This is a genomic window from uncultured Succiniclasticum sp. (assembly GCF_902793885.1).
Taxonomy (GTDB): domain Bacteria; phylum Bacillota; class Negativicutes; order Acidaminococcales; family Acidaminococcaceae; genus Succiniclasticum.
Window position 1 is genome coordinate 15861 of the sequence record NZ_CADBFF010000009.1, and the last position, 20713, is coordinate 36573.

Below are 20713 nucleotides of genomic sequence, written 5' to 3' on the forward strand. Positions count from 1 at the left end.
GGTGATAATATAATTAAGCTTGTGATAGAGCATATTTTACTTCTTCTGCTCTCCAGACAGGGGGAGCCGAAAGTCCAGAGGAGGAGGTGATTTCGTGAGAGCATACGAAGTCATGTACATCATTAAACCGGTTGAGGATGAGGTTATCGATGGCGTGATTGCCAAATTCGAAAAACTGCTGACCGATAATGGTGCTACAGTAGAAAAGACAGATCGTTGGGGCAAAAAACACCTGGCTTATCTGATCCAGGATTTGTCCGAAGGTTACTACGTACTCGTTAATTTCAAGGCTGAACCTGCCGCTGTCAAAGAACTTGACCGTGTAATGAAAATTACCGACGAAGTGCTGCGCCATATGATCATTAAAAAGGAAGACTGATCAGAATTATCAGTCTGTGGAGGTAACTGAATGAACAAAATAGTTATTTTAGGTCGACTGACAAAAGATCCGGAAGTGCGCTATACTCCTTCCCAGAAGGTGGTGTGCTCTTTCACACTGGCAGTTGACAGACCTTTTTTAAATCAACAGGGCCAGCGCGAAGCAGATTTTATCCCCGTAGTGGTATGGGGTAAGGCTGCTGAATTATGTGGAAACAGTCTCGCAAAAGGACATCGTCTGTTAGTGGAAGGGCGTCTCCAGATCCGCAACTTTGATGCCAAGGACGGCACCAAGCACTGGGTGACGGAAATCATCGCCAATAACGTTGAATTTATTGAACGCAAGAGCGAAAGCGCCAACCGCAACCAGAACTTTAGCCAGCAGTATCCCGGACCGGATGCCGGTGCGGCGGAAGCTGCGGCTCCCGCGACTAAATCGCCTATGGGCGGTTTAGGCAGCGATGTTCCCTTTGACGAAGAAGTTCCGTTCTAAACAACAGGGAGGATTAAGCTAATGAAAATGCAAAGAGGCAGAAGACCGAGAAGGAAAGTTTGCAGCTTCTGCGTAGATAAAGCGGAGAGCATCGATTATAAAGACGTTGCCAAGCTGCACAAATTCGTAACCGAACGCGGCAAGATTTTACCTCGCCGTATTTCCGGTTGTTGCGCTAAACATCAGCGCGAACTGACCACTGCGATCAAACGCGCACGTAACGTTGCGTTAATGCCGTTTACCGCTGACTGATCAGTATAAGATCTGTACAATCAGAGTCCCCGTCGCAATTGCGGCGGGGATTTTTTGATGGAAGAAACACTGTACCGGGGAATCATGGGCAAAGCTTGTATAGATAATGTAGCGTGGGGAGCGGGCTGAAGTATAACCGGAGGGCTTTGTGAAAACGTTCTCTTCATTATTTTCAGTTTTAGTAAGATATTTCATTTTCTCCTATAGTATTTTAAATGAGAATATGTTAAAATATGCTAACATAAATCATAGAACAGAAACAGAGGCCCATCATACTATTACCGGAACCGGTCGCATCAGCAGGCAGGTCCACAGGAGGGAATATGGAAAAGTATCAGTTTGATCAAACGTTAATGCAAACCATGGAAGATTCCCATATTCCGTTTGCCGTTTACCAGTTCATTGATAAACGGGTGGTTACCCTTGTTCTTTCGGCAGGCTTCCGCAAGTTGTTTGAGTTTGACAAAAAAGAAGACGCCTACTACGTGATGGATAATGATATGTACCGCGCGACGCACCCGGACGACAAGGCGCGGATTGCCGATGCGGCATTCCGCTTTGCTACGGAAGGCGGGAGTTACGAGGTGGTGTACCGCACAAAGACCCGAAACCATGGCCATTATCTGGTGATCCATGCCCAGGGCGAGCACGTTTATACTCAAAACGGCGCCCGGCTGGCGATCGTATGGTATACCAACGAGGGAATCTATTCCCCGACAGGTTATGGAACTGACAGCAATGCTTTAACGGATTCTTATAACCGGATGCTGCGGGAAGGAAGCCTGATTCACCACGCCCATTATGATGCTCTGACAGGCTTGCCGAACATGGCATACTTTTTTGAGCTGGCAGAGGCCGGGCGGAAAACGCTGGCAGCTGAGGGGAAACAGACGGCTATCCTGTATTTTGATCTTTGCGATATGAAATCGTTTAACCGGAGGTTCGGTTTTTCCGGTGGGGATGAACTGCTGCGTGCTTTTGCCAAATTGCTGGCCCGTTATTTCCATAATGAAAACTGCTGCCGTATCAGTGCGGATCATTTTACCGTTTATACTGACGCGGCCAACCTGGAAGACAGGATCAAGAAAATTTTTGATGAATGCAGGAGCCTGAACGACGAAGCGACCCTGCCGGTCAGAGCAGGCATTTATCTTGACAACATCGAAGGCATTGATATCGACCGGGCTTGCGACCGGGCGAAGATTGCCTGTGATACCAACCGGAACAAGTTCATTTCCGTCTATGAATATTTCAGCGAAGATATGCTTAAAACCATACAGGCCCAACGTTATTTTGTGGAAAATCTGGACAGGGCCCTGGCGGAAAAATGGGTTACCGTTTACTATCAGCCTATCGTGCGTACGGCCAACGGCTGTGTGTGTGATGAAGAAGCGCTGGCGAGGTGGGTTGATCCGGAGAGGGGCGTAATTTCTCCGGCGGATTTTATTCCGGTGCTGGAAGAAACCATGCTGATTTACAAGCTGGACTTGTATGTGGTGGAACAAGCGCTGGCGAAAATGAAAAAACAGGCTGAAGCGGGCCTGTATGTTGTGCCTATTTCCATAAACCTGTCCCGGGCGGATTTTTATGCCTGCAATATTGTGGAAGAAATCTGCCGCCGGGTGGACGGGGCCGGTATCGGCAGAGAAATGATAACGATAGAGATCACGGAAAGCATCATCGGCAGTGATTTTGAATACATGAAGGGACAGGTGGAGCGGTTCCGAGAGTTGGGCTTCCAGGTGTGGATGGACGACTTTGGCAGCGGGTATTCCTCGCTGGATGTGCTGCAGCAAATCCATTTTGACGTAATCAAATTCGACATGCGCTTTATGAAACAGTTCGACAATACGGACCGAAGCCGGATCATCCTGACGGAGCTGATGAAGATGGCCACCGGCCTGGGCATCGAAACGGTGACCGAAGGGGTGGAGACCATCGAACAGGTAGATTTCCTGCGGGAAATCGGCTGTACAAAATTGCAGGGATTCTTCTACTGTTGCCCGCTGCCCTTTGAGAAAATACTGCGGCGTTATGAAAAAGGAAGGCAGATCGGCTTTGAAAATCCGCAGGAGTCGGATTATTATGATGCAATCGGGCGCATTAACCTGTATGATCCTTCATATATTGCGAAGGAAGACAGCGAAAGTCTCCGGCAATATTTCAATACCCTGCCCACCGCGATTCTGGAACTGCAGGGAGACAAAGTAAAGCTGATACGCTGCAACCGTTCCTATCGGGAGTTCCTTGAAAAAACGGTGGGGGTTGACGTGAAAAACAAGCGGATATATAATGTCAGGCTTGCCGATCAGCCGGATTCGTACTTTATGAGTGAAATAAAGCGTTGTGCTCTGGAAGGAAACCGGGCCATCACAAAAGGAAAAGTGGGGGACGCAACGGTACACTCGTTTCTCCGTCGCATTGCGGAGAATCCGGTTACCGGATCTGTGGCGGTAGCTATTGTCGTGCTGAATGTTGTGAGGTAAATATAAATCGGATCCATGCAAAGCGGAAGCAGCGTTTTGCATGGATTTTTTAATTTGCGTTCAAATATAAATAGGTAGGTTGTTTTGTATACCGTTTTGGAAAAAGTCGGGCGTTGCGTTTCGGCAAGGAAAGGCCTATTTTTTCTTGACCGCTCTATAGTCAATTTGTTATAATTACCCTGTATAGCTATGCCGTTTTTAAGCGGCTCATTTGTATGCCGGATAAGGAAAAACCGGTTAACAGGAGGCAGAAACATTATGGAGGCAAAAAGAAGACTGGTAACCCGCAGCGATTTTGACGGGCTGGCCTGTGCAATGATGTTACGCGATTTGGATCTGGTCGACGAAATCAAGTTTGTACATCCCAAGGATGTACAGGACGGGAAGATTGAACTGACGAAAAGTGATATAACTACCAACCTGCCCTACGATCCGCGGGTCGGGCTGGCCTTTGACCATCACGAATCGGAAATGGACCGGCTGAAGGCGATTGAGACCGGCGGCAAGCTGATCATTGATCCCCATGCCCGCAGTGCGGCCCGGGTGGTATATGATTATTACGGCGGCAAAAAAACATTTAAGAAGATCAGCGATGAGCTGATGGCAGCTGTAGACAAAGGTGACAGCGCCGACTTTACCATCGACGAGATCCTCAACCCGAAAGGTTGGGTGCTGCTCCATTATCTGATGGATGCCCGTACCGGTCTGGGACGGTTCCATCAGTTCCGCATTTCCAATTATGACCTGATGATGGAACTGATCCAGTATTGCATGGATCATACGATTGATGAGATTCTGGATCTGCCGGATGTAAAGGAACGCGTGGATTTGTATTTTGAACAGTCAGAACAGTTTGTGGCACAGCTGAAACGCATTGCCAAAGTGTATGATAAAGTGGTGGTTCTGGATCTGCGCAACGAGGAAGTCATCCATGCGGGCAACCGTTTCATGATTTACGCTCTGTATCCGGAAACCCAAATTTCCGTGCATGTGGCCTGGGGCTTCCGCAAACAGAATACAGCCGTTATGATCGGCAAGTCCATTGTGAACAAAGCTTCTAATGTGGACATTGGTGAACTGTGCCTGAAATACGGCGGCGGCGGTCACCACAATGCCGGTACCTGCCAGCTGGACAACGACGAAGTGGATAAACAGCTGCCGGATATTATTGCAGCGCTGAATGCATAAGGAATAACAGGTAATTGTACAATTTTATTTGTTCAGCCCGGGTTATCGTATCGGTCGAGCTGTGGCAACATAATGGAGGATAGGTCAATATGTTAGATATGAAATTTGTGCGGGATAATCCCGAAAAAGTAATGGAAGCCGTTCGCAAAAGGAACGGCGAACTGAACCTGGATGAGTTTCTGGCACTGGACAAGGAACGCCGGGAAATCACCCAGCAGGTGGAAGCGCTGAAAAATGAACGCAACACAGCTTCCAAGGAAATCGGCAAACTGAAAAAGGCCGGGGAAAACGCAGAAGAAAAGATGGCGGAGGTCCGCGCCATCGGGGATAAGATTGCAGCGGACGATGTTCGCCTGCGGGATATTGAAGCGCGGTTAAAAACCATCATGCTGGCCATTCCCAACATTCCGGCTGAGGATGTTCCCGTGGGCAAGAGTGACGCGGACAACCCGGAAGTGCGCCGTTGGGGCGAACCCCGCAAGTTTGATTTTGAACCGTTGTCCCACTGGGATCTTGGCGAAAAGCTGGACATTTTGGATTTTGAACGGGGCCATAAGATTTCCGGCGCCCGCTTTACGGTGTATAAAGGTCTGGGTTCCCGTCTGGAGCGCAGCGTAATCAACTTCTATCTGGATCTGCATACCGCTGAGCATGGGTACACGGAATTTTTCCCGCCCTTTATTGTGAACAGCGACAGCATGCAGGGTACCGGCCAGCTGCCGAAATTTGCGGAAGATATGTTCAAGCTGCAGGGTATGGATATGTACCTCATTCCCACGGCGGAAGTACCCATTACCAATCTGCACCGGGATGAAATCCTGAATGGTGATGACCTTCCCCTGCGTTACTGCGCCTACAGTGCCTGCTTCCGTGCCGAAGCCGGCAGCGCGGGCAAGGATACCCGGGGCCTGATTCGTCAGCACCAATTTAATAAGGTAGAGTTAGTTAAGTTTACCCGTCCGGAACAGAGCTGGGACGAGCTGGAAAGCCTGACAAACAACGCAGAGCATGCATTGCAGCTGCTGGGCCTGCCCTACCATGTGGTACGACTGTGCACCGGTGACCTGGGCTTCTCCAGTGCCACTACTTACGATTTGGAAGTATGGCTGCCTCAGGCGAACTGCTACCGGGAAATTTCTTCCTGCTCCAACTTCCTGGACTTCCAGGCCCGCCGGGCTAACATCCGGTTCCGCCGGGACGCCAAGTCCAAACCGGAATTTGTGCATACCCTGAACGGCTCCGGTCTGGCAGTAGGCCGTACCGTAGCCGCGATTCTGGAAAATTACCAGCAGGAAGACGGAAGCGTAATTGTTCCGGAAGTCCTGCGTAAATATATGGGTTGTGACGTGATTCCCGTACCGGAAAAGAAAAAATAAAAGAATTGAGGTGACAACATGGCAGATACATCTGTAAGCTACAAGTGTCCTAATTGTAGCGCACCCTTAAGCTTTCTGCCCGGCCATGACAAAGTGACCTGTGAATACTGCGGCACGGAATTCGAGGTTAAGACCATCGAAGAAATGTTTGCCAAGCAGGAAGAACGGGCGGCTCAGGCAGATGAAGCCAGAGAAGCAAAGTGGGATACCGCTCATGCGGGCAGCGAATTTACAGAAGACGAAACCGCCTTCCTGAAATCGTTTACCTGTTCTACCTGCGGTGCGGAACTGGTCTGCGATGAAAACACCATGGCGACAGAATGCTGCTATTGCGGCAATCCCACCATGATTCCGTCCCGTTTCAAAGGAATGCTGAAGCCGGACTATGTCATTCCGTTCAAGAAGACAAAAGAAGAAGCGGTGGAAGCCCTGAAGAAATTCTACGAAGGACGGAGACTGCTGCCGAATGAATTTACGGCCAATAACCGTGTGGAAGACATTCAGCCCATGTATGTGCCTTTCTGGCTTTTCGATTCCGAAGTTACCGCTTCGGCAGCTTTCAAAGCAGAAAACGATGTGGTGTTTGACACAGCGGATTCGGTCATTACCGAAACTAGCGTTTACGACGTGGAACGTGTCGGCACCATGAAGTTCGAACGGATTCCGGTAGACGGCAGTGAAAAGATGGATGATGCCTACATGGAAAGTATTGAGCCTTTCGATTACAGCGAAATGGTTCCCTTTACCACGGCATACCTCACCGGTTATCTGGCAGATAAGTATGATGTAAGCGCGGAAGACAGCGTGCCCCGGGCCGATAAGCGGGTAGAATACAGCGCGGCCGGCGTGCTGGAGGAAACCGTGACGGGGTACATGCGCCACCAGGTGGAATCCTGTGCCATCCGGAAAGATGTAGGCAGTGTAAAATATGCGCTGGTACCGGTCTGGATTCTGACCACTCGATACAAAGACCAGCCCTACACCTTTATGATGAACGGACAGACCGGCAAGTTTGTTGGCAGCCTGCCCTGGGATAAGGGTAAGGCGACAAAATATCAGGCGCTTGCCACCCTGATTCCGTTGCCCATCGTCTATTTCATTGCGAAATTCTTATTAGGATGAGGGGAGGCGGCAGATTATGAAAAAAATTTTTGCAATTGTAACCATGCTGGTTTCCCTGTTAGTGGCTGTTTCTACCGGGTTCACGGCAACAGTGTCTGCTGCCGGGCAGCAATATCCCAGTTTTGTAGACGGCGCCGCCCTGGTGCAGCCGGTTGACAAAACAAAACTTCTGAGCAAGCTGCGGGAGATTGAAAGCAAACACGGCATCCGTTGTGCCGTTTTGACAGTAAAAACTACTCAGGGCATGAATATCCGGGATTACGCCCAGTCCGTCCAGGATCAGTATTTTGCCAATGCGCCCAAGGGCAGTATCCTGATGGTTATCAGCATGGACAACCGGAAGTGGCATATCACTACGGACAAGACCATGCGTACAAAGATTATTGATGACGTAGTGACGGGCGATTTAAAAGATGCTTTTATCAATGATTTGAAAAAGGGAAGATACGCGGCTGCCTTCACCAATTACGGAAACAAGGTTGATGAACTGATGACCTATTACGAAAAAGAAGGCGAAGCCTATGACCCGTCCAAAGAATTCAGTTTTGGCGCGGGGGCTGTGGCAGCCATCATTTCTTTCCTGATTGGCGGCGGCGTGAAGAAGGGTATGATAGCCTCTATGAGCAACGTAACGAACGCTGTGGAAGCCGGACAGTATCTGAAACGCGATACCTTCAATCTGATAGGCAGTAACGACCGGTATTTGTACACCCATACTACCGTAGTACCCAAAGCCAAGTCGCGCGATAATGACAGCGGCAGCAGCGGAGGCACCGGAGGGCACGGCGGCGGAGGCGGCAGCTTCTGACGATAGAACATAAAATTTAATAGTACCATGACATGGGGAGCTTATTTGCTGAGAGGAGCCTGCCGGTTGCGAAATAAAATCTGCAATCGTCTGAAGGTTCGACCCGGAACCTGATTTGGATAATGCCAACGTAGGAATGTCAGAGAAAATTTTGCAAAAGAGTTGCAGACAAAAAAGCAGGCAGCGTCCAAAAAAGACATTGCCTGCTTTTTGTTTCACGTGGAACGTAGTTTAAATTGATGGTTAATATTATTTTGTAATTTCGGATCATACAATAAAGATAGGTTTCTGTTTCAAAAATAATTTGGAAAAAAGGCTGGAAACTATTTGCCAAAATATTTTAGGAAAAACATAATTTGATTTTTTGCGGAAGGGATAAAGTAAAAATGAAAAAAAAGTATTACACCCAAATGGAAGCCGCCCGAAAAAATATCATTACACCGGAGATGAACATTGTAGCGGCGAAAGAAGACCGCCCTGTTGAATTTATCCGGGAACGGGTGGCCAACGGTACGATTGTCATTCCTGCCAATCCGTTGCATATCAGCCTTGACCCTAATGGAATCGGCAGCATGCTGAAAACCAAAATCAATGTGAACCTGGGCGTCAGCCGGGACTGCAAGGATTATGATATTGAAATGAAAAAAGTCATGAGCGCCGTGAACCTGGGAGTGGAAGCCATCATGGACCTGTCCAGCCATGGAAACACGCAGCCATTCCGGCAGAAATTATGTCGGGAGTGCCCGGCCATGATCGGTACCGTACCGGTGTATGACGCGGTGATTCACTATCAGCGGGACCTGAACACGCTGGCGGCCAAAGATTTCATTGACGTGGTGCGCCTGCACGCAGAAGATGGGGTGGACTTTGTAACCCTGCACTGCGGTATTACCCGTAAAACCATTGAACAGATCCGGGCCGGCAAGCGTAAAATGAATCTGGTGAGTCGGGGCGGCAGTCTGGTTTTTGCCTGGATGAGCATGACCGGAGAGGAAAATCCGTTTTATGAATACTATGATGAAATTCTGGATATCTGCCGGGAACATGATGTGACCATCAGTCTGGGGGATGCCTGCCGTCCCGGCTGTCTGGCGGACGCCACGGACCAATGCCAGATTGAAGAACTGGTCCGGTTAGGCGAATTGACGCAGCGGGCCTGGGAAAAGGATGTGCAGGTCATGGTGGAAGGTCCGGGTCATGTGCCGTTGGATCAGATTGCGGCTAACATGAAGGTACAGCAGACGATCTGTAAAGGCGCGCCCTTTTATGTGTTGGGACCCTTGGTTACGGATATCGCTCCGGGCTACGATCACATTACGGCAGCCATCGGCGGGGCCGTGGCCGCTATGTCAGGCGCGGCGTTTTTGTGTTATGTGACGCCGGCAGAACACCTGGCCCTGCCCAACGTGGAAGATGTGAAACAGGGCATCATCGCCAGCCGGATTGCGGCACACGCGGCAGACATTGCCAAAGGCATTCCTCACGCCCGGGAACAGGATGACCGGATGGCAGAAGCCCGCCGCAAACTGGACTGGGAGGCTCAGTGGAAAGAGGCGATCGATCCGGAAACTGCCAAAGCCGTCCGTGCCAGCCGGGCGCCGGAAGACGACCACAGCGACACCTGCAGTATGTGCGGCAAATTCTGTGCCGTACGCAGCATTAATAAGGCGCTGGCAGGAGAATTGATAGATATACTGTAAGAATAAAAACCAGCAGCCGGTAAGGCCGTCGCAAAACCATTCCTGTTTGCTATTGCATGGGCTTATTTGCCTGCGGCTTCGAAACTCGGACTTCGCCCTCAGACAGCTCGCCGCTACGGCAAATTTCGCCTCATGAAATATCGCAAACACTCATGACGTTTTGCTTACGCCTTATCGGCTGCTGGTTTTATAGAAAACAGAAATCCACTAAGCTGCAGGTTTCATTCAACCGCAATCGCTTAGTGGATGATTCAATGTTTAATCGGTTCTGCGTTTCCTATTCTTTTTCCATTTCCGGCGTGTACATCTTCCAATTGGCTCGCCCGTGATTCTTAACATAATATAATGCCTTGTCCGCCGCATGGTACAAATCATCAAAAGTCTTCCCATGTTCGGGGAACATGGCGATGCCAACGGAAACGGAGACGTAAGCACATATATCTTTATGGAGTATCAGTTGATTTGTCTTTTTTTCGATGCTTTCAGCCAAATGCAGTGCATTATCCGGTTTTTCGATGTCCCGTAAGAACACCATGAATTCATCGCCGCCGGTTCGTCCGGCCACGTCCATGCCCTTGAAGGTGTTCTTGATTATATCGCCGATAGCGCTGAGAACGATATCACCTTTGGCATGACCCAACGTGTCATTGATAGTCTTGAATTTATCTATGTCAATCATCATCAGCGCACACGCACTGTTTTCTTTATTATCTTTGTAATAATTGAGCAGCATCATGCGGATCAGTTCTTCCGTGGCGCTTTTGTTCAACAGGCCGGTGAGGCCGTCGGTTCTGGAACGCTTTTCCAGTTCCAGTTCCAGAAGGCGCTGTTTTGTCACGTCATTGATCAGGGCGATGATGCCGTTGATATTTCCTTTTTCATCATAGGTAGGGCGTTTGATCAGCTGCAGAAATTCCTGTACGCCATCATAATTTTCTTCAATGACATAGTCGGTCCCCTGCCCGGTAGTCAGGATTTTTTTATCTGCCTCCATGGCGATTTTTGCATTGTGCTTATCCTTACGGATATCCATATCCGTTTTGCCGCGGAGGGTCCAGTGGGGATCATCCTGTTTGATATGGCGCCAGTAATGGGTCATGAATACATAGCGGCCTTCCGTGTCCTTCCAGAAAATATTAGAAGGAAGTTGCTGCAGCATCCTGACAATTTCGTTAAAGGTGAGGGAGTCTTTGGCGCGTATAGCATTGTTGATACGCTTTTCCAAAAGTTCCCATTCATTGGGAGGCGTGAGCAGTTCCGAAAAACCGTGTTTCAGGCAATCAATATCTTCCTGATTCGGAAGTCTGGGAGAAAGGGCGATAACCGGAATGGAAGTGAACAGTTTATCCATACTGATTTTATCCACAAACGAAAAATTGCTTTGCCGCGCCAGATCAAGATCAAGCAGCACAGCTGAAATATTTGCGGTACGCTGAATTAAGAACCGGTAGGCATCTTCTTCGTTATCCATAGTAAATACGGTAAATGCATTAGAAAGCTTTTCGATAAATTCTGTGGATAAAGTCATTGGTGGAACAATCACAAGGAGCTGCATTTTTTTTTCCATATCAGGCTGTCGTCCTCCTTTCTTCAAGAATTATGATATAAGTTATAATAAGTATAACATTCGATAAAGAATTAGAAAACCCTCTTTTCATTAAATCCAAAAATATTTGTGAAATATCAATTGACTTTTTGACTTTCTGTAAAAAGAGTGGTATTATAATTGTGCTGGTTGGCACTCTGTATAAAAGAGTGCCAACGAATCTTTGCAGCAAACTGTTTGCTGAACCACGTTTGTTTTGCAACGATGTAGTGCATTACTGTTTTGTTTATAATTATTTAAAAATAAAAAGGAGCTGTAACTACCATGGAAAATGAAAAAGAAAAGTTTGAGTTTCAGGCCGAGACCAAACAACTGCTGAACTTAATGATTAATTCCATTTACACCAACCACGAGATTTTTCTGCGTGAGTTGATTTCCAACGCCAGCGATGCCATCGACAAGCTGCGTTTTGCATCCCTCACCCATAGTGACCTGCTGGAAGGGGACAGCGAGTTTGTGATCCGCCTGACTCCGGACGAAAAGGCAAAAACCCTTACCATTACGGATAACGGGATTGGTATGACCAAAGAAGAAGTAATCAAAAACATCGGCACCATCGCCCAGTCCGGTACGAAAGAGTTTCTGGCAAAACTGGAAGAAGCCAACAAGATTGCGAAAAAGGCAGAGGAAGAAGCCGGCAAAGAAGCGAAGACCGACGCTACCACCAAAGACCTGATCGGTCAGTTCGGCGTAGGTTTCTATTCCGCGTTCATGGTTTCGGATAAAGTCACCCTGATTACCCGCAAGGCCGGGGAAAAGGACGGCTGGAAATGGGAGTCTGCTGCTGACGGCACCTACACCATCGAGCCCTGCGAGGTGGCAAAACACGGCACCAGCATCACCCTGCAGCTGGGCGAAGCCTATGCAGGCGAAGGGGCGGAACAGGATATGACCAGTTACTGGACACTGGAAAGCCTGGTGAAAAAATATTCCGATTACATCCGCTATCCTATTAAAATGGAAGAAACCACAGAAGAACCGGCCCGCAACGACAAGGGTGACATCGACGACAAACTACCGCCTATTAAAAAAACAGAAGACAAGACCCTGAACTCCCAGACCCCGCTGTGGAAACGGAACAAGAGTTCCATCAAGGCGGAAGAGTACAACGAATTCTTCAAGCACCAGTTCCACGAATGGGAAGACCCCATGTGGTATTACCACACCCGGGCAGAGGGCACCGTGGAATACACGGCGCTGCTGTACATTCCGGGCAAGGCGCCTGCCAATCTGTATTTCCAGGAATATGAACCGGGCCTGCAGCTCTTCTCCCGTTCCGTATTTATTATGGAAAAATGCAAAGACTTGCTGCCGGACTACCTGCGCTTCGTCAAAGGCCTGGTGGATTCCCCGGACCTGTCCCTGAATATTTCCCGGGAACTGCTGCAGCAGAACCACACCATCAAAGTGATCGGCCGCAACCTGGAGAAAAATATCCTGAAGCAGCTGGCGGATATGCTGGCCAAAGAACGGGAAAAATATGAAAAATTCTGGAACGAGTATGGACGTTCCTTAAAAGCCGGCGTATATAACAGCGTGTACGATCCGGACACTAAAAAGGACCAGCTGGCAGATTTGCTGTTGTTCATGACCAGCAAGGAAGGCAAACTCTGTACCCTGAAGGAATACACGGACCGCATGCCGGAAAGCCAGAAGGCCATTTACTATGCAACTGGCAAAGACAAAGAGGCCATCGAACACCTGCCCCAGATGGAAGCGGTGAAGGACAAAGGTTTTGAAGTGATGTTCCTGCTGGATCCGGTGGACGAGTTCTGCCTGGAAGCGCTGCAGGAATACGCAGGCAAAAAGTTCCAGTCCCTGAGCCGGGGCGATTTGGATCTGGGAGACGTGGAAAGCGAAACCAGCAAGAAAGAAACGGAAGACATCGCCAAAGACAATGAGACCCTGCTGAAAGATTTCAAGGAAGTGCTGGGAGAAAAAGTCAACGAAGTGAAGCTGACCAACCGGCTGAAGGACAGCGCCGTCTGCCTGGTGGCCGGGGAATACGGCCCCAGCTTTGCCATGGAGCAGGCTTTTGCCATGGCCAATGCGCCCATGTTCAAGGCCCAGCGTATTTTGGAACTGAACCCGAAACACAAACTGTTTGCCAAATTGCAGGAAGCCCACGATCAAGGCAAGGACAGTCAAGACTTTAAAGATTTCTGCGCCCTGCTCTTTGACCAGGCTCTGCTGCTGGACGGCATGATTCCGGACGATCCGGCTGCGTTAGCTCAGCAGATCGCACGGATGATGGCAAAATAAAAAATTGTAAATCAGAACGACAGCGTTTTCGGCGGAAGGCGCTGTCGTTTTCAGTTTCTGTTTTACAAACTTATTACATCGGCATTGCGTTACTCTGTCGTTTACTTACACAATTCTTGGAGGATTGTGATATAATTACATAAATTAATTATACAAAAAGATGTAAAGGGTAGGAAGAGTTTCATGCGTTATCGATTACTGGACACGCTGCGGGGTTTTTCTCTGGTGAGCATGATTTTGTACCATATCTGCTGGGATTTGGTGCACATGTACGGGTTCGACTGGCCCTGGTTCATGAAAACCCAGGGATATCTCTGGCAACAGAGCATCTGCTGGCTGTTTATTTTTGTCAGCGGGTTCTGCCAGGGACTGAAACGGGATGAACGCAACTTGTCCTCTGTCTGCAAACGGGGCCTGGTTATCATGGCTTCCGGTTTATTGGTGACAGCAGCAACTCTGGTTTTTGCGCCGGAGTCAAAAATCATCTTCGGCGTACTGTTCTTTCTGGGTTTTTCCATCATGCTGACTGCCTGGCTGGATCCGCTGCTCCGAAAGATTCCGGCAAAAGCGGGGCTGTTTTGCAGCACTATCCTGCTTTTCATTTTTCGCAACATCAATGAAGGAAATCTTGGCTTTGAAAATATAATTCTCTGCCGGCTTCCGGATTTTCTGTACGAGCATGGAATGCTGGGAACTTTTTTGGGCTTGCAGGATAAAAACTTTTCTTCCGCAGACTATTTTTCTTTTATTCCCTGGTACTTTTTGTTTATAAAAGGGTATTTTATTTGCCGGAATCTTCTTCAAAAGCGAGAGACAAAAGGATTGTCCGGTCTGCCTGCTGTTTTTACAAAAGGCATTCCCGTGCTGGAAACGCTGGGGCAGCATTCGCTGTTGGTCTATTTGCTGCATCAGCCGGTCATTTTACTGATCCTTTCCCTCGCCTTCAAACCGGCGCTGTAATTTTTAACGCGTACCCTGATTTTCCTCTTGCTTTTTTTTGCAAGTTGGCGTAATATAGTAGAGTAATCTTTTAGTGGGGATGTAGCTCAGCTGGGAGAGCGTACGGTTCGCATCCGTAAGGTCGAGAGTTCAAACCTCTTCATCTCCACCATCGAAAAGCACAATTTTTACAGGTTTGTAAAAGTTTAAAAAAGCGCGTGGTTATCGCATTTGCAGCGACTCTAACGCGCCTTTTTTATTGCCTTTTAACCTGTATTGTTTCAGGTCTTTTTGGTTCAAAACTGCTGAGTTTTGAGCATGAGTTTTGTGTAATTCTCGAAACTCTCTAGAGTTTTGATAATGTACCGGAGGTTTTCATTTTGTTCGCTTTGTTGCCAATAATGATTCACGGTCTTTCATTTCCATGGAAGTTTTGTTATAATAAGATGTAACTGTTGATGCATCAGTTGTTTTTCAATAACTTAAAGTTACTTTATTAAAGTTTTGTTTTTTATCAGAACCGATGGCAGGAGAGGTGTCAGCTATGAAAGAAACAGGTATTTCAAAACGATGGCTAGCCTCTCTTTTGTGTGTTTTTGTTTCGCTGTTCTGCGTTTTTGCAACCTCGTCAGCCGCTTCCGGTAAAGAGGACGGCGAGACGTTAACGGTAGGGATTCCTGCGAATCGCTGCCCGATTTTTTATCAGGATCCCAAGACGAACGAGATTGTAGGTATTGGCGTGGATCTGATGCGGTCCGCTGCGGCAAAGACAGGGTATCATGTTACCTTTCAGTTTGTAAAGGAAAAGAACCTGAAGGACGCGCTGGATAATAAATCATACGATCTGGTTCTGCCTTTCGGCAGTGCTATCACCGGCAGCTCCGGACATCCGAGCATTGTTTCGGATCCGTTTATGCAGACCCCGTTTACTCTGGTTACCAGAGAAAAGCATGAAATACCACCGCTGAATAAGCTCCGGGTCGGCATGCTTCGTTCTCTTGGCGGCGTCATAGAAACGATACACCAGATGTATCCGGGCATTCGAATTACCATGTATGAGACGATGGATGAGAGCGTGGATGCACTGCGTGAAGGGAAGATCGACGCTCTGTTGAATAATTCCTATGTCTGGAGTTATGTGTTACAGAAACCTTCCTATTCTAATCTGGCAGTTCAGCCTGCGGCCGTGTTTTCTGTAGATTTCCGGGCCGGCACGCTGGATACTCCGAAAGGGAGGGCGATTATTGAACGATTGAACAGCGGCATCGCTGCGTTGAGCGATATGCGTCATCGGGCTATTATTCTGGATTACACGTCTAGGAGGCTGTACCGGTATAACATTTTCGATTACCTTTATGAATACGGACTTGTCATTCTTTTGGCAGTACTCCTGCTGGCTTCCCTGATTGTAATTTTCGTGCAGAAACAACGCGCGCTCCGCATGGAACAGGAGGAGAGGCTGCACAGGCTGGTGGATCACGATCCGCTGACCGGACTGCTCAGTGTGAGCGGATTCCGAAAGCGGGTAGAGGAACTGTTGCGGGCGCATCCGGATACGCCGTATTTCCTCTCTTATAACAATATCCGGGACTTCAAGTTTATCAATGACAGCCTTGGCCGGGAGGCCGGGGACGAGCTTCTTAAATTCTGGGCGGACAAATCCATGGAGTATCTTTCGGATGAAGAAGCGATGGGTCGGATCACCAGCGATCGTTTTGTTGTACTCCGTGCTATTGAGAGCGAAGAGAAGATGCAACTGGATAAGAAGAACGTGCTCGATCCGGTGCAGAACTATTTCATCAACCAGGGAAGGGAAACGCAGGTTCAGATATGCAGCGGGATTTATGTGCTGACGCCGGAGGACTTCCGGAATATTGATGTAGACCGCATGTTGGACTATGCCCGTGTGGCGGAGCAAAAAGTCCGGGGCAGCCGTATCGTCGATTATGCGTTTTATAATCCGGAGCAGTGGGAAAAAGGAAAACATGTTGCGGAAGTGATCAATTACCTGCCTGCTGCCATTCAGTCGGAAGATCTCAAAGTATGGTATCAGCCCCAGGTTGATTATGCAACTGGGAAAATCATCGGTGCAGAGGCTCTCTGCCGCTGGGCTCATACCAAACTGGGCTGTCTGCAGCCTGCAGATTTTATTTGCACGCTGGAAAAAACCGGTCTCATTTATGATTTGGATAGTTTCGTTTGGGAAAGGGTGTGCCAGGACCTGCGCCGCTGGAATGAACAGGGGATCCGTCAGTCTGTTTCGGTAAACCTGTCCCGCTGTGATGTTCGTGAGGACCGGGATCTTGCCGGTCATTTCCAAAATCTGATCCGAACCTATGGCCTGACGCCTGACCAGCTGCGGATCGAGATTACCGAAACGGCCTATGCCGAGAATCCGGACCTGCTGATCAGTACGACGGAAACGTTGCGAGAGTGCGGATTCAAGGTTGAGATGGATGATTTTGGCAGCGGTTATTCATCCCTGAATATGCTCAAAGAAGTGCCGGTAAACCGCATCAAGCTGGATCTTCGTTTTCTGACAAACAAAGGCGATGCGGAAAAAGCCCGTATCATTATCAGTCATATGATACAGATGGTACGGTCATTGGGGATGGAACTGATTGCCGAGGGGGTTGAGACGGTTGAGCAGGCCGGTTTCCTCCAGAGCCAGGGATGTACCGAGATGCAGGGTTATCTCTTTTACAAACCTATGACAATGCGCCAGTTTGAAAAGCTGTTTGAAAGAGGTAAGCAAGAATAAATAGAATCAGAGCCGGACAACATGCAATTTTGTTGTCCGGCTCTTTGATTGTGTTAGCTGTTTTATTTTTCGTTTTTTGCTTCATACAAAATTAATAAATTATTTTTGACTGAGGATGGCGTGCAGTCCGTCCCTCAGTTCCCGGAAATGTTTCGGAAAGTTTTCCGAGCCTTCCGCCCTGATTTTCCTGTCGCCGTTAACGGTGGCCTGGAGAGAGAACATGATTCCGTCCTTAACGTCTTTCGGGTGTTTCCCGTGAAAGCCATCCCAGGAAACAAGCTCGCAGTCATTCAACAGTTTCAGTATCTTGTCAGCGCTGCACACCGTTTGTCTCTCGGGCACGCGCTTATCTTCATTTTTATTATACCGTATTGCGTATTCAACGACTTCGGCATCCTTGCCTTTCATTACAATTTCATACTCGGTGGTAAACCGCATGCCGCTCAGGCGGAGCGTGACAATCTCGAAAGATTCGATCTTTTGGGATGCTTTCCCTGTGCCGCATGTTTGTGCAACAGAGGTGAATGTCAGCATCGCTGCGGCTGCTAACAGGAGTGCGAAAAGTTTTTTCATGTGATTTTTGTTCATTTGCATTCCGCCTTTCTGCTTTTTAATGTTTGCTTCTCAGTCTTCTTCCAGCACGCCTTTCAGGTCTTTGTTGGTCATGGCGCAGACGCAGGAGTCGGACCACACGTTTTCTGCGGTTTCAATCATGTCAATGATCGTATAAATCGGAAGGATAACGCCCATGATGCCGATGGACGCGCCTACCGAACTCATCAGGGACAGGGTCAGGAAGTAGCAGCCCATGGGGACGCCGGCATTGCCGATGGCGGCCAGCACCGCTACAAACAGCCAGGAGATCATGGCGTCTGTGGTCAGGTTCATGCCGGAGTTCTGCATCACAAATAAGGAAGTGACCAGAATGAATGCGGCACAGCCGTTCATGTTGATGGTGGTGCAGATGGGCAGCACGAAGCGGGATACCCGGGGGTTGACTTTTACATTCTGTTCGGCGGAAGCCAGGGTTACCGGCAGGGTGGCGGCAGAACTTTTCGTGAACAGTGCAACTGCCAGGGCCGGGGACATCTTTTTCATGATATCCACCGGGTTCAGGCCCCGGGCCAGCAGGAACAGCGGCAGTACGATGAAGAACTGGAGCAGGTTGCCGCCGATGACAACCGCTGTGTATTTGCCCAGCGCGCCTACGATGACGCCGGCTTCAATCTGGGCGGCCAGCTGGCCGGCAAACGCTAAAATGCCAACCGGCAGTACATACAGGATGGCGCGGATCAGGGTGAACAAAACTTCCTGCAGGCCGTTGATGCCTTTCAGCAAAACGTCCCGGTTTTCTGTTTTCGGCATAAAAGCCAGGGCCAGGCCCACGGCGGCGGCTATGAACAGCACAGACAGCACGTTGCCGGACAGGAAGGGATATAAAATATTATTGGGAACTACGGAGAGAAAGTGGTCGTAGTAAGAAAGCTTGCCTAAATTCTGGGGTACCTGCGCCGCGCCTGCACCTACCACATCGGCAGGCAGGTTGCCCGGGGCGATCCAGAGATATAAAGCCAGGCCTACGGCTGCGGAGCAGATGGTGGTCAGTAATGTATAAACCAGCGTATGAGCGAAGATACGCTTCGTATCTTTTTTGGCGCCCAATGCCGACAGGGTGGTGATGACTGCCAGCGCAATGGTGGGAACGGCGATGAACTGGAACATGCGGGTGAAGATAGTAGCAATAAAGTTGAACAGCTCGTTCAGGGAGGGATTGTTCATCCAACCCAGTGCGCCACCGATTACCAGCGCGGCCATCCAAAGGATAAACTGCTTGCCATTGCTTTGCTTACGGCTTTCTTCAATGATTTCTCTTGCTTTGTCGTTAACCTGAGAAGGGTTCTTTTTGTCTGCCATGATACGCTCCTTGCAAATACTTTTTTAAAACTTCTTATAGTATAGTATCGTTTTTTTTCTTATGTCAATATATTTTATAAAGTTTATAAAAGAATTTATGAAAAATTTGGGAATGATACAGATTTTTGCATAAAAAAGAGTATCGTAACCTGTGTATGAAGAAAATGAATGTTGGATGTTTTCCTATAATATGGTAAAATAAAGAGTACTGCAAAAAAGAAGCCGTCAGCCCTGTGTTTTTCGGGTTGGCGGCTTTATTGCGTACTAAAATCGTACTACATTTTTAATTTTTCCAGTTTTTCCGCAACGCTGGCGGCTTTATCCGGGTAAAGGTGGCTATATATTTCCAGTGTAGTTTTTACGCTTTCATGTCCTAAACGTTCACTGACTACCAGCGGCGGAAAGTCTAAATTGATTAGCAAGCTGGCGTGTGAGTGCCGGAAGTCATGGATCCGTAACCGTGGCAGCCCTGCCGCTGCTGCTGCATTGTTTGCGGTGTACCGCAGTATTTCTTTACCAGCAAGCCAAAAGAAAAGCCGTTCTCCGGGCTGGGGTTCATAAAACTTGCTGGCGATGTAGTCGCTGATCTCCCGGATCAGGAACGGCGGCAGCGTGACAATGCGTTTTGACTTTGGCGTTTTGGGCGGCTGGGTGATTTTCAGTTTATCCGAAAAGGTTTTATTTATATCCAGCGTTCCGGCGGCACTGTCAAAGTCTTTTACCGTCAGAGCCAGCAATTCGCCAATGCGCAGCCCGGTAAAAAACAGTATCTTAAATACAAGCTGGTATTTTTCCGGCAAGAATGGCAGGAACTGCCTGAACTGATCCAGCGTGTAAAACTGGATCACTTTTTGTTGTTTCGGCGTTCCGATACTTCCGGCAAGCGTTGCCGGGTTGCGCTGCAAGCCGTAGTATTTAACGGCGTAATTCAGAACGGCGGCCAGCTGAACATTTATAGCGCGTAAATACCGGGGCTTTAAATCCCGCTTTAACAATTCGTTCTGCCAGTTTCGCACGAACAAGGGCGTAATATCTGCCAGCGGATAGCTGCCGAAAACAGGCGTTATATAAGTTTTAAATATCATTCGTTTTTGTAAAAGCGTGGTGGCCTTGAGCCGCTGGGCGCAGTCTGCAAGGTAATTTTCCACAAGGTTTTTAAATAAAATATCACTGCTGCCGGAGTGTTGCTCTGTAAAATCCTTTTCAAACTGTTTCGCTGCCGCTGCTGTGGTAAAGCCCTCTTTCTTTTTCTTTTTACGCTGCCCGGTGTAATCAGAATAATAAAAGGCGGCGTAATACTTTGTTTTTCCGTTCCTGTCCTTATAAGATTTTACTGGCATGGTGTCCTTTCCGGGCATATAAAAAAGCCCTTGACCGTCTGTTTTTGGCATAACAGGCGGCTTTTTTAATCGTGGTGGATAGATTATA

The 20713-nt window shown here is 48.5% G+C and carries 16 protein-coding genes, 1 tRNA gene and 1 riboswitch; of the genes, 13 read left to right on the forward strand and 4 right to left on the reverse strand.

The window, feature by feature from the left end; translation table 11 throughout:
- Positions 1 to 94: 94 nt before the first annotated feature.
- The 9 genes from rpsF (at position 95) to thiC (ending at position 9803) form a co-directional block, all read left to right on the forward strand.
- A complete protein-coding gene (gene rpsF, locus QZV31_RS06025; RefSeq protein WP_093730905.1) occupies positions 95 to 379 on the forward strand; it encodes a 30S ribosomal protein S6 in 285 nt (94 codons plus the stop codon).
- A 30-nt stretch (positions 380 to 409) separates the two neighbouring features.
- The gene (locus QZV31_RS06030; protein WP_295359051.1) at positions 410 to 871 is read left to right on the forward strand and encodes a single-stranded DNA-binding protein; all 462 of its coding nucleotides are present in this window, start codon (positions 410 to 412) and stop codon (positions 869 to 871) included.
- A 21-nt stretch (positions 872 to 892) separates the two neighbouring features.
- Positions 893 to 1123 carry a 30S ribosomal protein S18 gene (gene rpsR, locus QZV31_RS06035; RefSeq protein ID WP_093730903.1) on the forward strand — a complete coding sequence of 77 codons (231 nt, stop codon included), beginning with the start codon at positions 893 to 895 and terminating at the stop codon, positions 1121 to 1123.
- A gap of 323 nt (positions 1124 to 1446) precedes the next feature.
- Positions 1447 to 3609, forward strand: a complete 2163-nt coding sequence (locus QZV31_RS06040; protein ID WP_295359054.1) for a GGDEF domain-containing phosphodiesterase — start codon at positions 1447 to 1449, stop codon at positions 3607 to 3609.
- 258 nt (positions 3610 to 3867) lie between these two features.
- Positions 3868 to 4797 (forward strand): exopolyphosphatase, encoded by a 930-nt coding sequence (locus QZV31_RS06045; RefSeq protein ID WP_093730901.1) that lies wholly within the window; start codon positions 3868 to 3870, stop codon positions 4795 to 4797.
- Positions 4798 to 4886: 89 nt separating this feature from the next.
- Positions 4887 to 6173 (forward strand): serine--tRNA ligase, encoded by a 1287-nt coding sequence (gene serS / locus QZV31_RS06050; RefSeq protein WP_295359056.1) that lies wholly within the window; start codon positions 4887 to 4889, stop codon positions 6171 to 6173.
- An 18-nt stretch (positions 6174 to 6191) separates the two neighbouring features.
- Entirely contained in the window at positions 6192 to 7295 is a 1104-nt protein-coding gene (locus tag QZV31_RS06055) for a hypothetical protein (RefSeq protein WP_093730899.1), read from the forward strand.
- 16 nt (positions 7296 to 7311) lie between these two features.
- A complete protein-coding gene (locus QZV31_RS06060) occupies positions 7312 to 8103 on the forward strand; it encodes a YgcG family protein (protein WP_295359059.1) in 792 nt (263 codons plus the stop codon).
- Between the two features lie 23 nt (positions 8104 to 8126).
- Positions 8127 to 8257: riboswitch (TPP riboswitch) on the forward strand.
- A 232-nt stretch (positions 8258 to 8489) separates the two neighbouring features.
- The gene (thiC, locus tag QZV31_RS06065) at positions 8490 to 9803 is read left to right on the forward strand and encodes a phosphomethylpyrimidine synthase ThiC (protein WP_295359061.1); all 1314 of its coding nucleotides are present in this window, start codon (positions 8490 to 8492) and stop codon (positions 9801 to 9803) included.
- Positions 9804 to 10080: 277 nt separating this feature from the next.
- On the opposite strand, the gene QZV31_RS06070 is transcribed toward thiC, so the two are convergent.
- Positions 10081 to 11370, reverse strand: coding sequence for a diguanylate cyclase (locus QZV31_RS06070; RefSeq protein ID WP_295359063.1), 1290 nt, complete (start codon positions 11368 to 11370; stop codon positions 10081 to 10083).
- Positions 11371 to 11673: 303 nt separating this feature from the next.
- Here QZV31_RS06070 and htpG point away from each other — a divergent pair, with 303 nt between their 5' ends.
- The 4 genes from htpG (at position 11674) to QZV31_RS06090 (ending at position 17371) form a co-directional block, all read left to right on the forward strand.
- Positions 11674 to 13671 carry a molecular chaperone HtpG gene (gene htpG, locus QZV31_RS06075; protein ID WP_295359065.1) on the forward strand — a complete coding sequence of 666 codons (1998 nt, stop codon included), beginning with the start codon at positions 11674 to 11676 and terminating at the stop codon, positions 13669 to 13671.
- A 183-nt stretch (positions 13672 to 13854) separates the two neighbouring features.
- Positions 13855 to 14631 carry a heparan-alpha-glucosaminide N-acetyltransferase gene (locus tag QZV31_RS06080; RefSeq protein WP_295359067.1) on the forward strand — a complete coding sequence of 259 codons (777 nt, stop codon included), beginning with the start codon at positions 13855 to 13857 and terminating at the stop codon, positions 14629 to 14631.
- A gap of 75 nt (positions 14632 to 14706) precedes the next feature.
- Positions 14707 to 14782: transfer RNA gene (locus tag QZV31_RS06085), tRNA-Ala, on the forward strand.
- A gap of 372 nt (positions 14783 to 15154) precedes the next feature.
- The gene (locus QZV31_RS06090) at positions 15155 to 17371 is read left to right on the forward strand and encodes an EAL domain-containing protein (RefSeq protein WP_295359068.1); all 2217 of its coding nucleotides are present in this window, start codon (positions 15155 to 15157) and stop codon (positions 17369 to 17371) included.
- Between the two features lie 99 nt (positions 17372 to 17470).
- Here QZV31_RS06090 and QZV31_RS06095 read toward each other — a convergent pair whose 3' ends face one another.
- The 3 genes from QZV31_RS06095 to QZV31_RS06105 all read right to left on the reverse strand — a co-directional run bounded on the left by QZV31_RS06095 (position 17471) and on the right by QZV31_RS06105 (position 20625).
- Complete coding sequence (locus QZV31_RS06095; protein ID WP_295359069.1) at positions 17471 to 17959, reverse strand: hypothetical protein; 489 nt, start codon at positions 17957 to 17959, stop codon at positions 17471 to 17473.
- A gap of 36 nt (positions 17960 to 17995) precedes the next feature.
- On the reverse strand, positions 17996 to 19285 hold the full coding sequence (locus tag QZV31_RS06100; protein ID WP_295359071.1) for a dicarboxylate/amino acid:cation symporter: 1290 nt from the start codon (positions 19283 to 19285) through the stop codon (positions 17996 to 17998).
- 275 nt (positions 19286 to 19560) lie between these two features.
- Complete coding sequence (locus tag QZV31_RS06105) at positions 19561 to 20625, reverse strand: site-specific integrase (RefSeq protein ID WP_295359072.1); 1065 nt, start codon at positions 20623 to 20625, stop codon at positions 19561 to 19563.
- Positions 20626 to 20713: the final 88 nt, after the last annotated feature.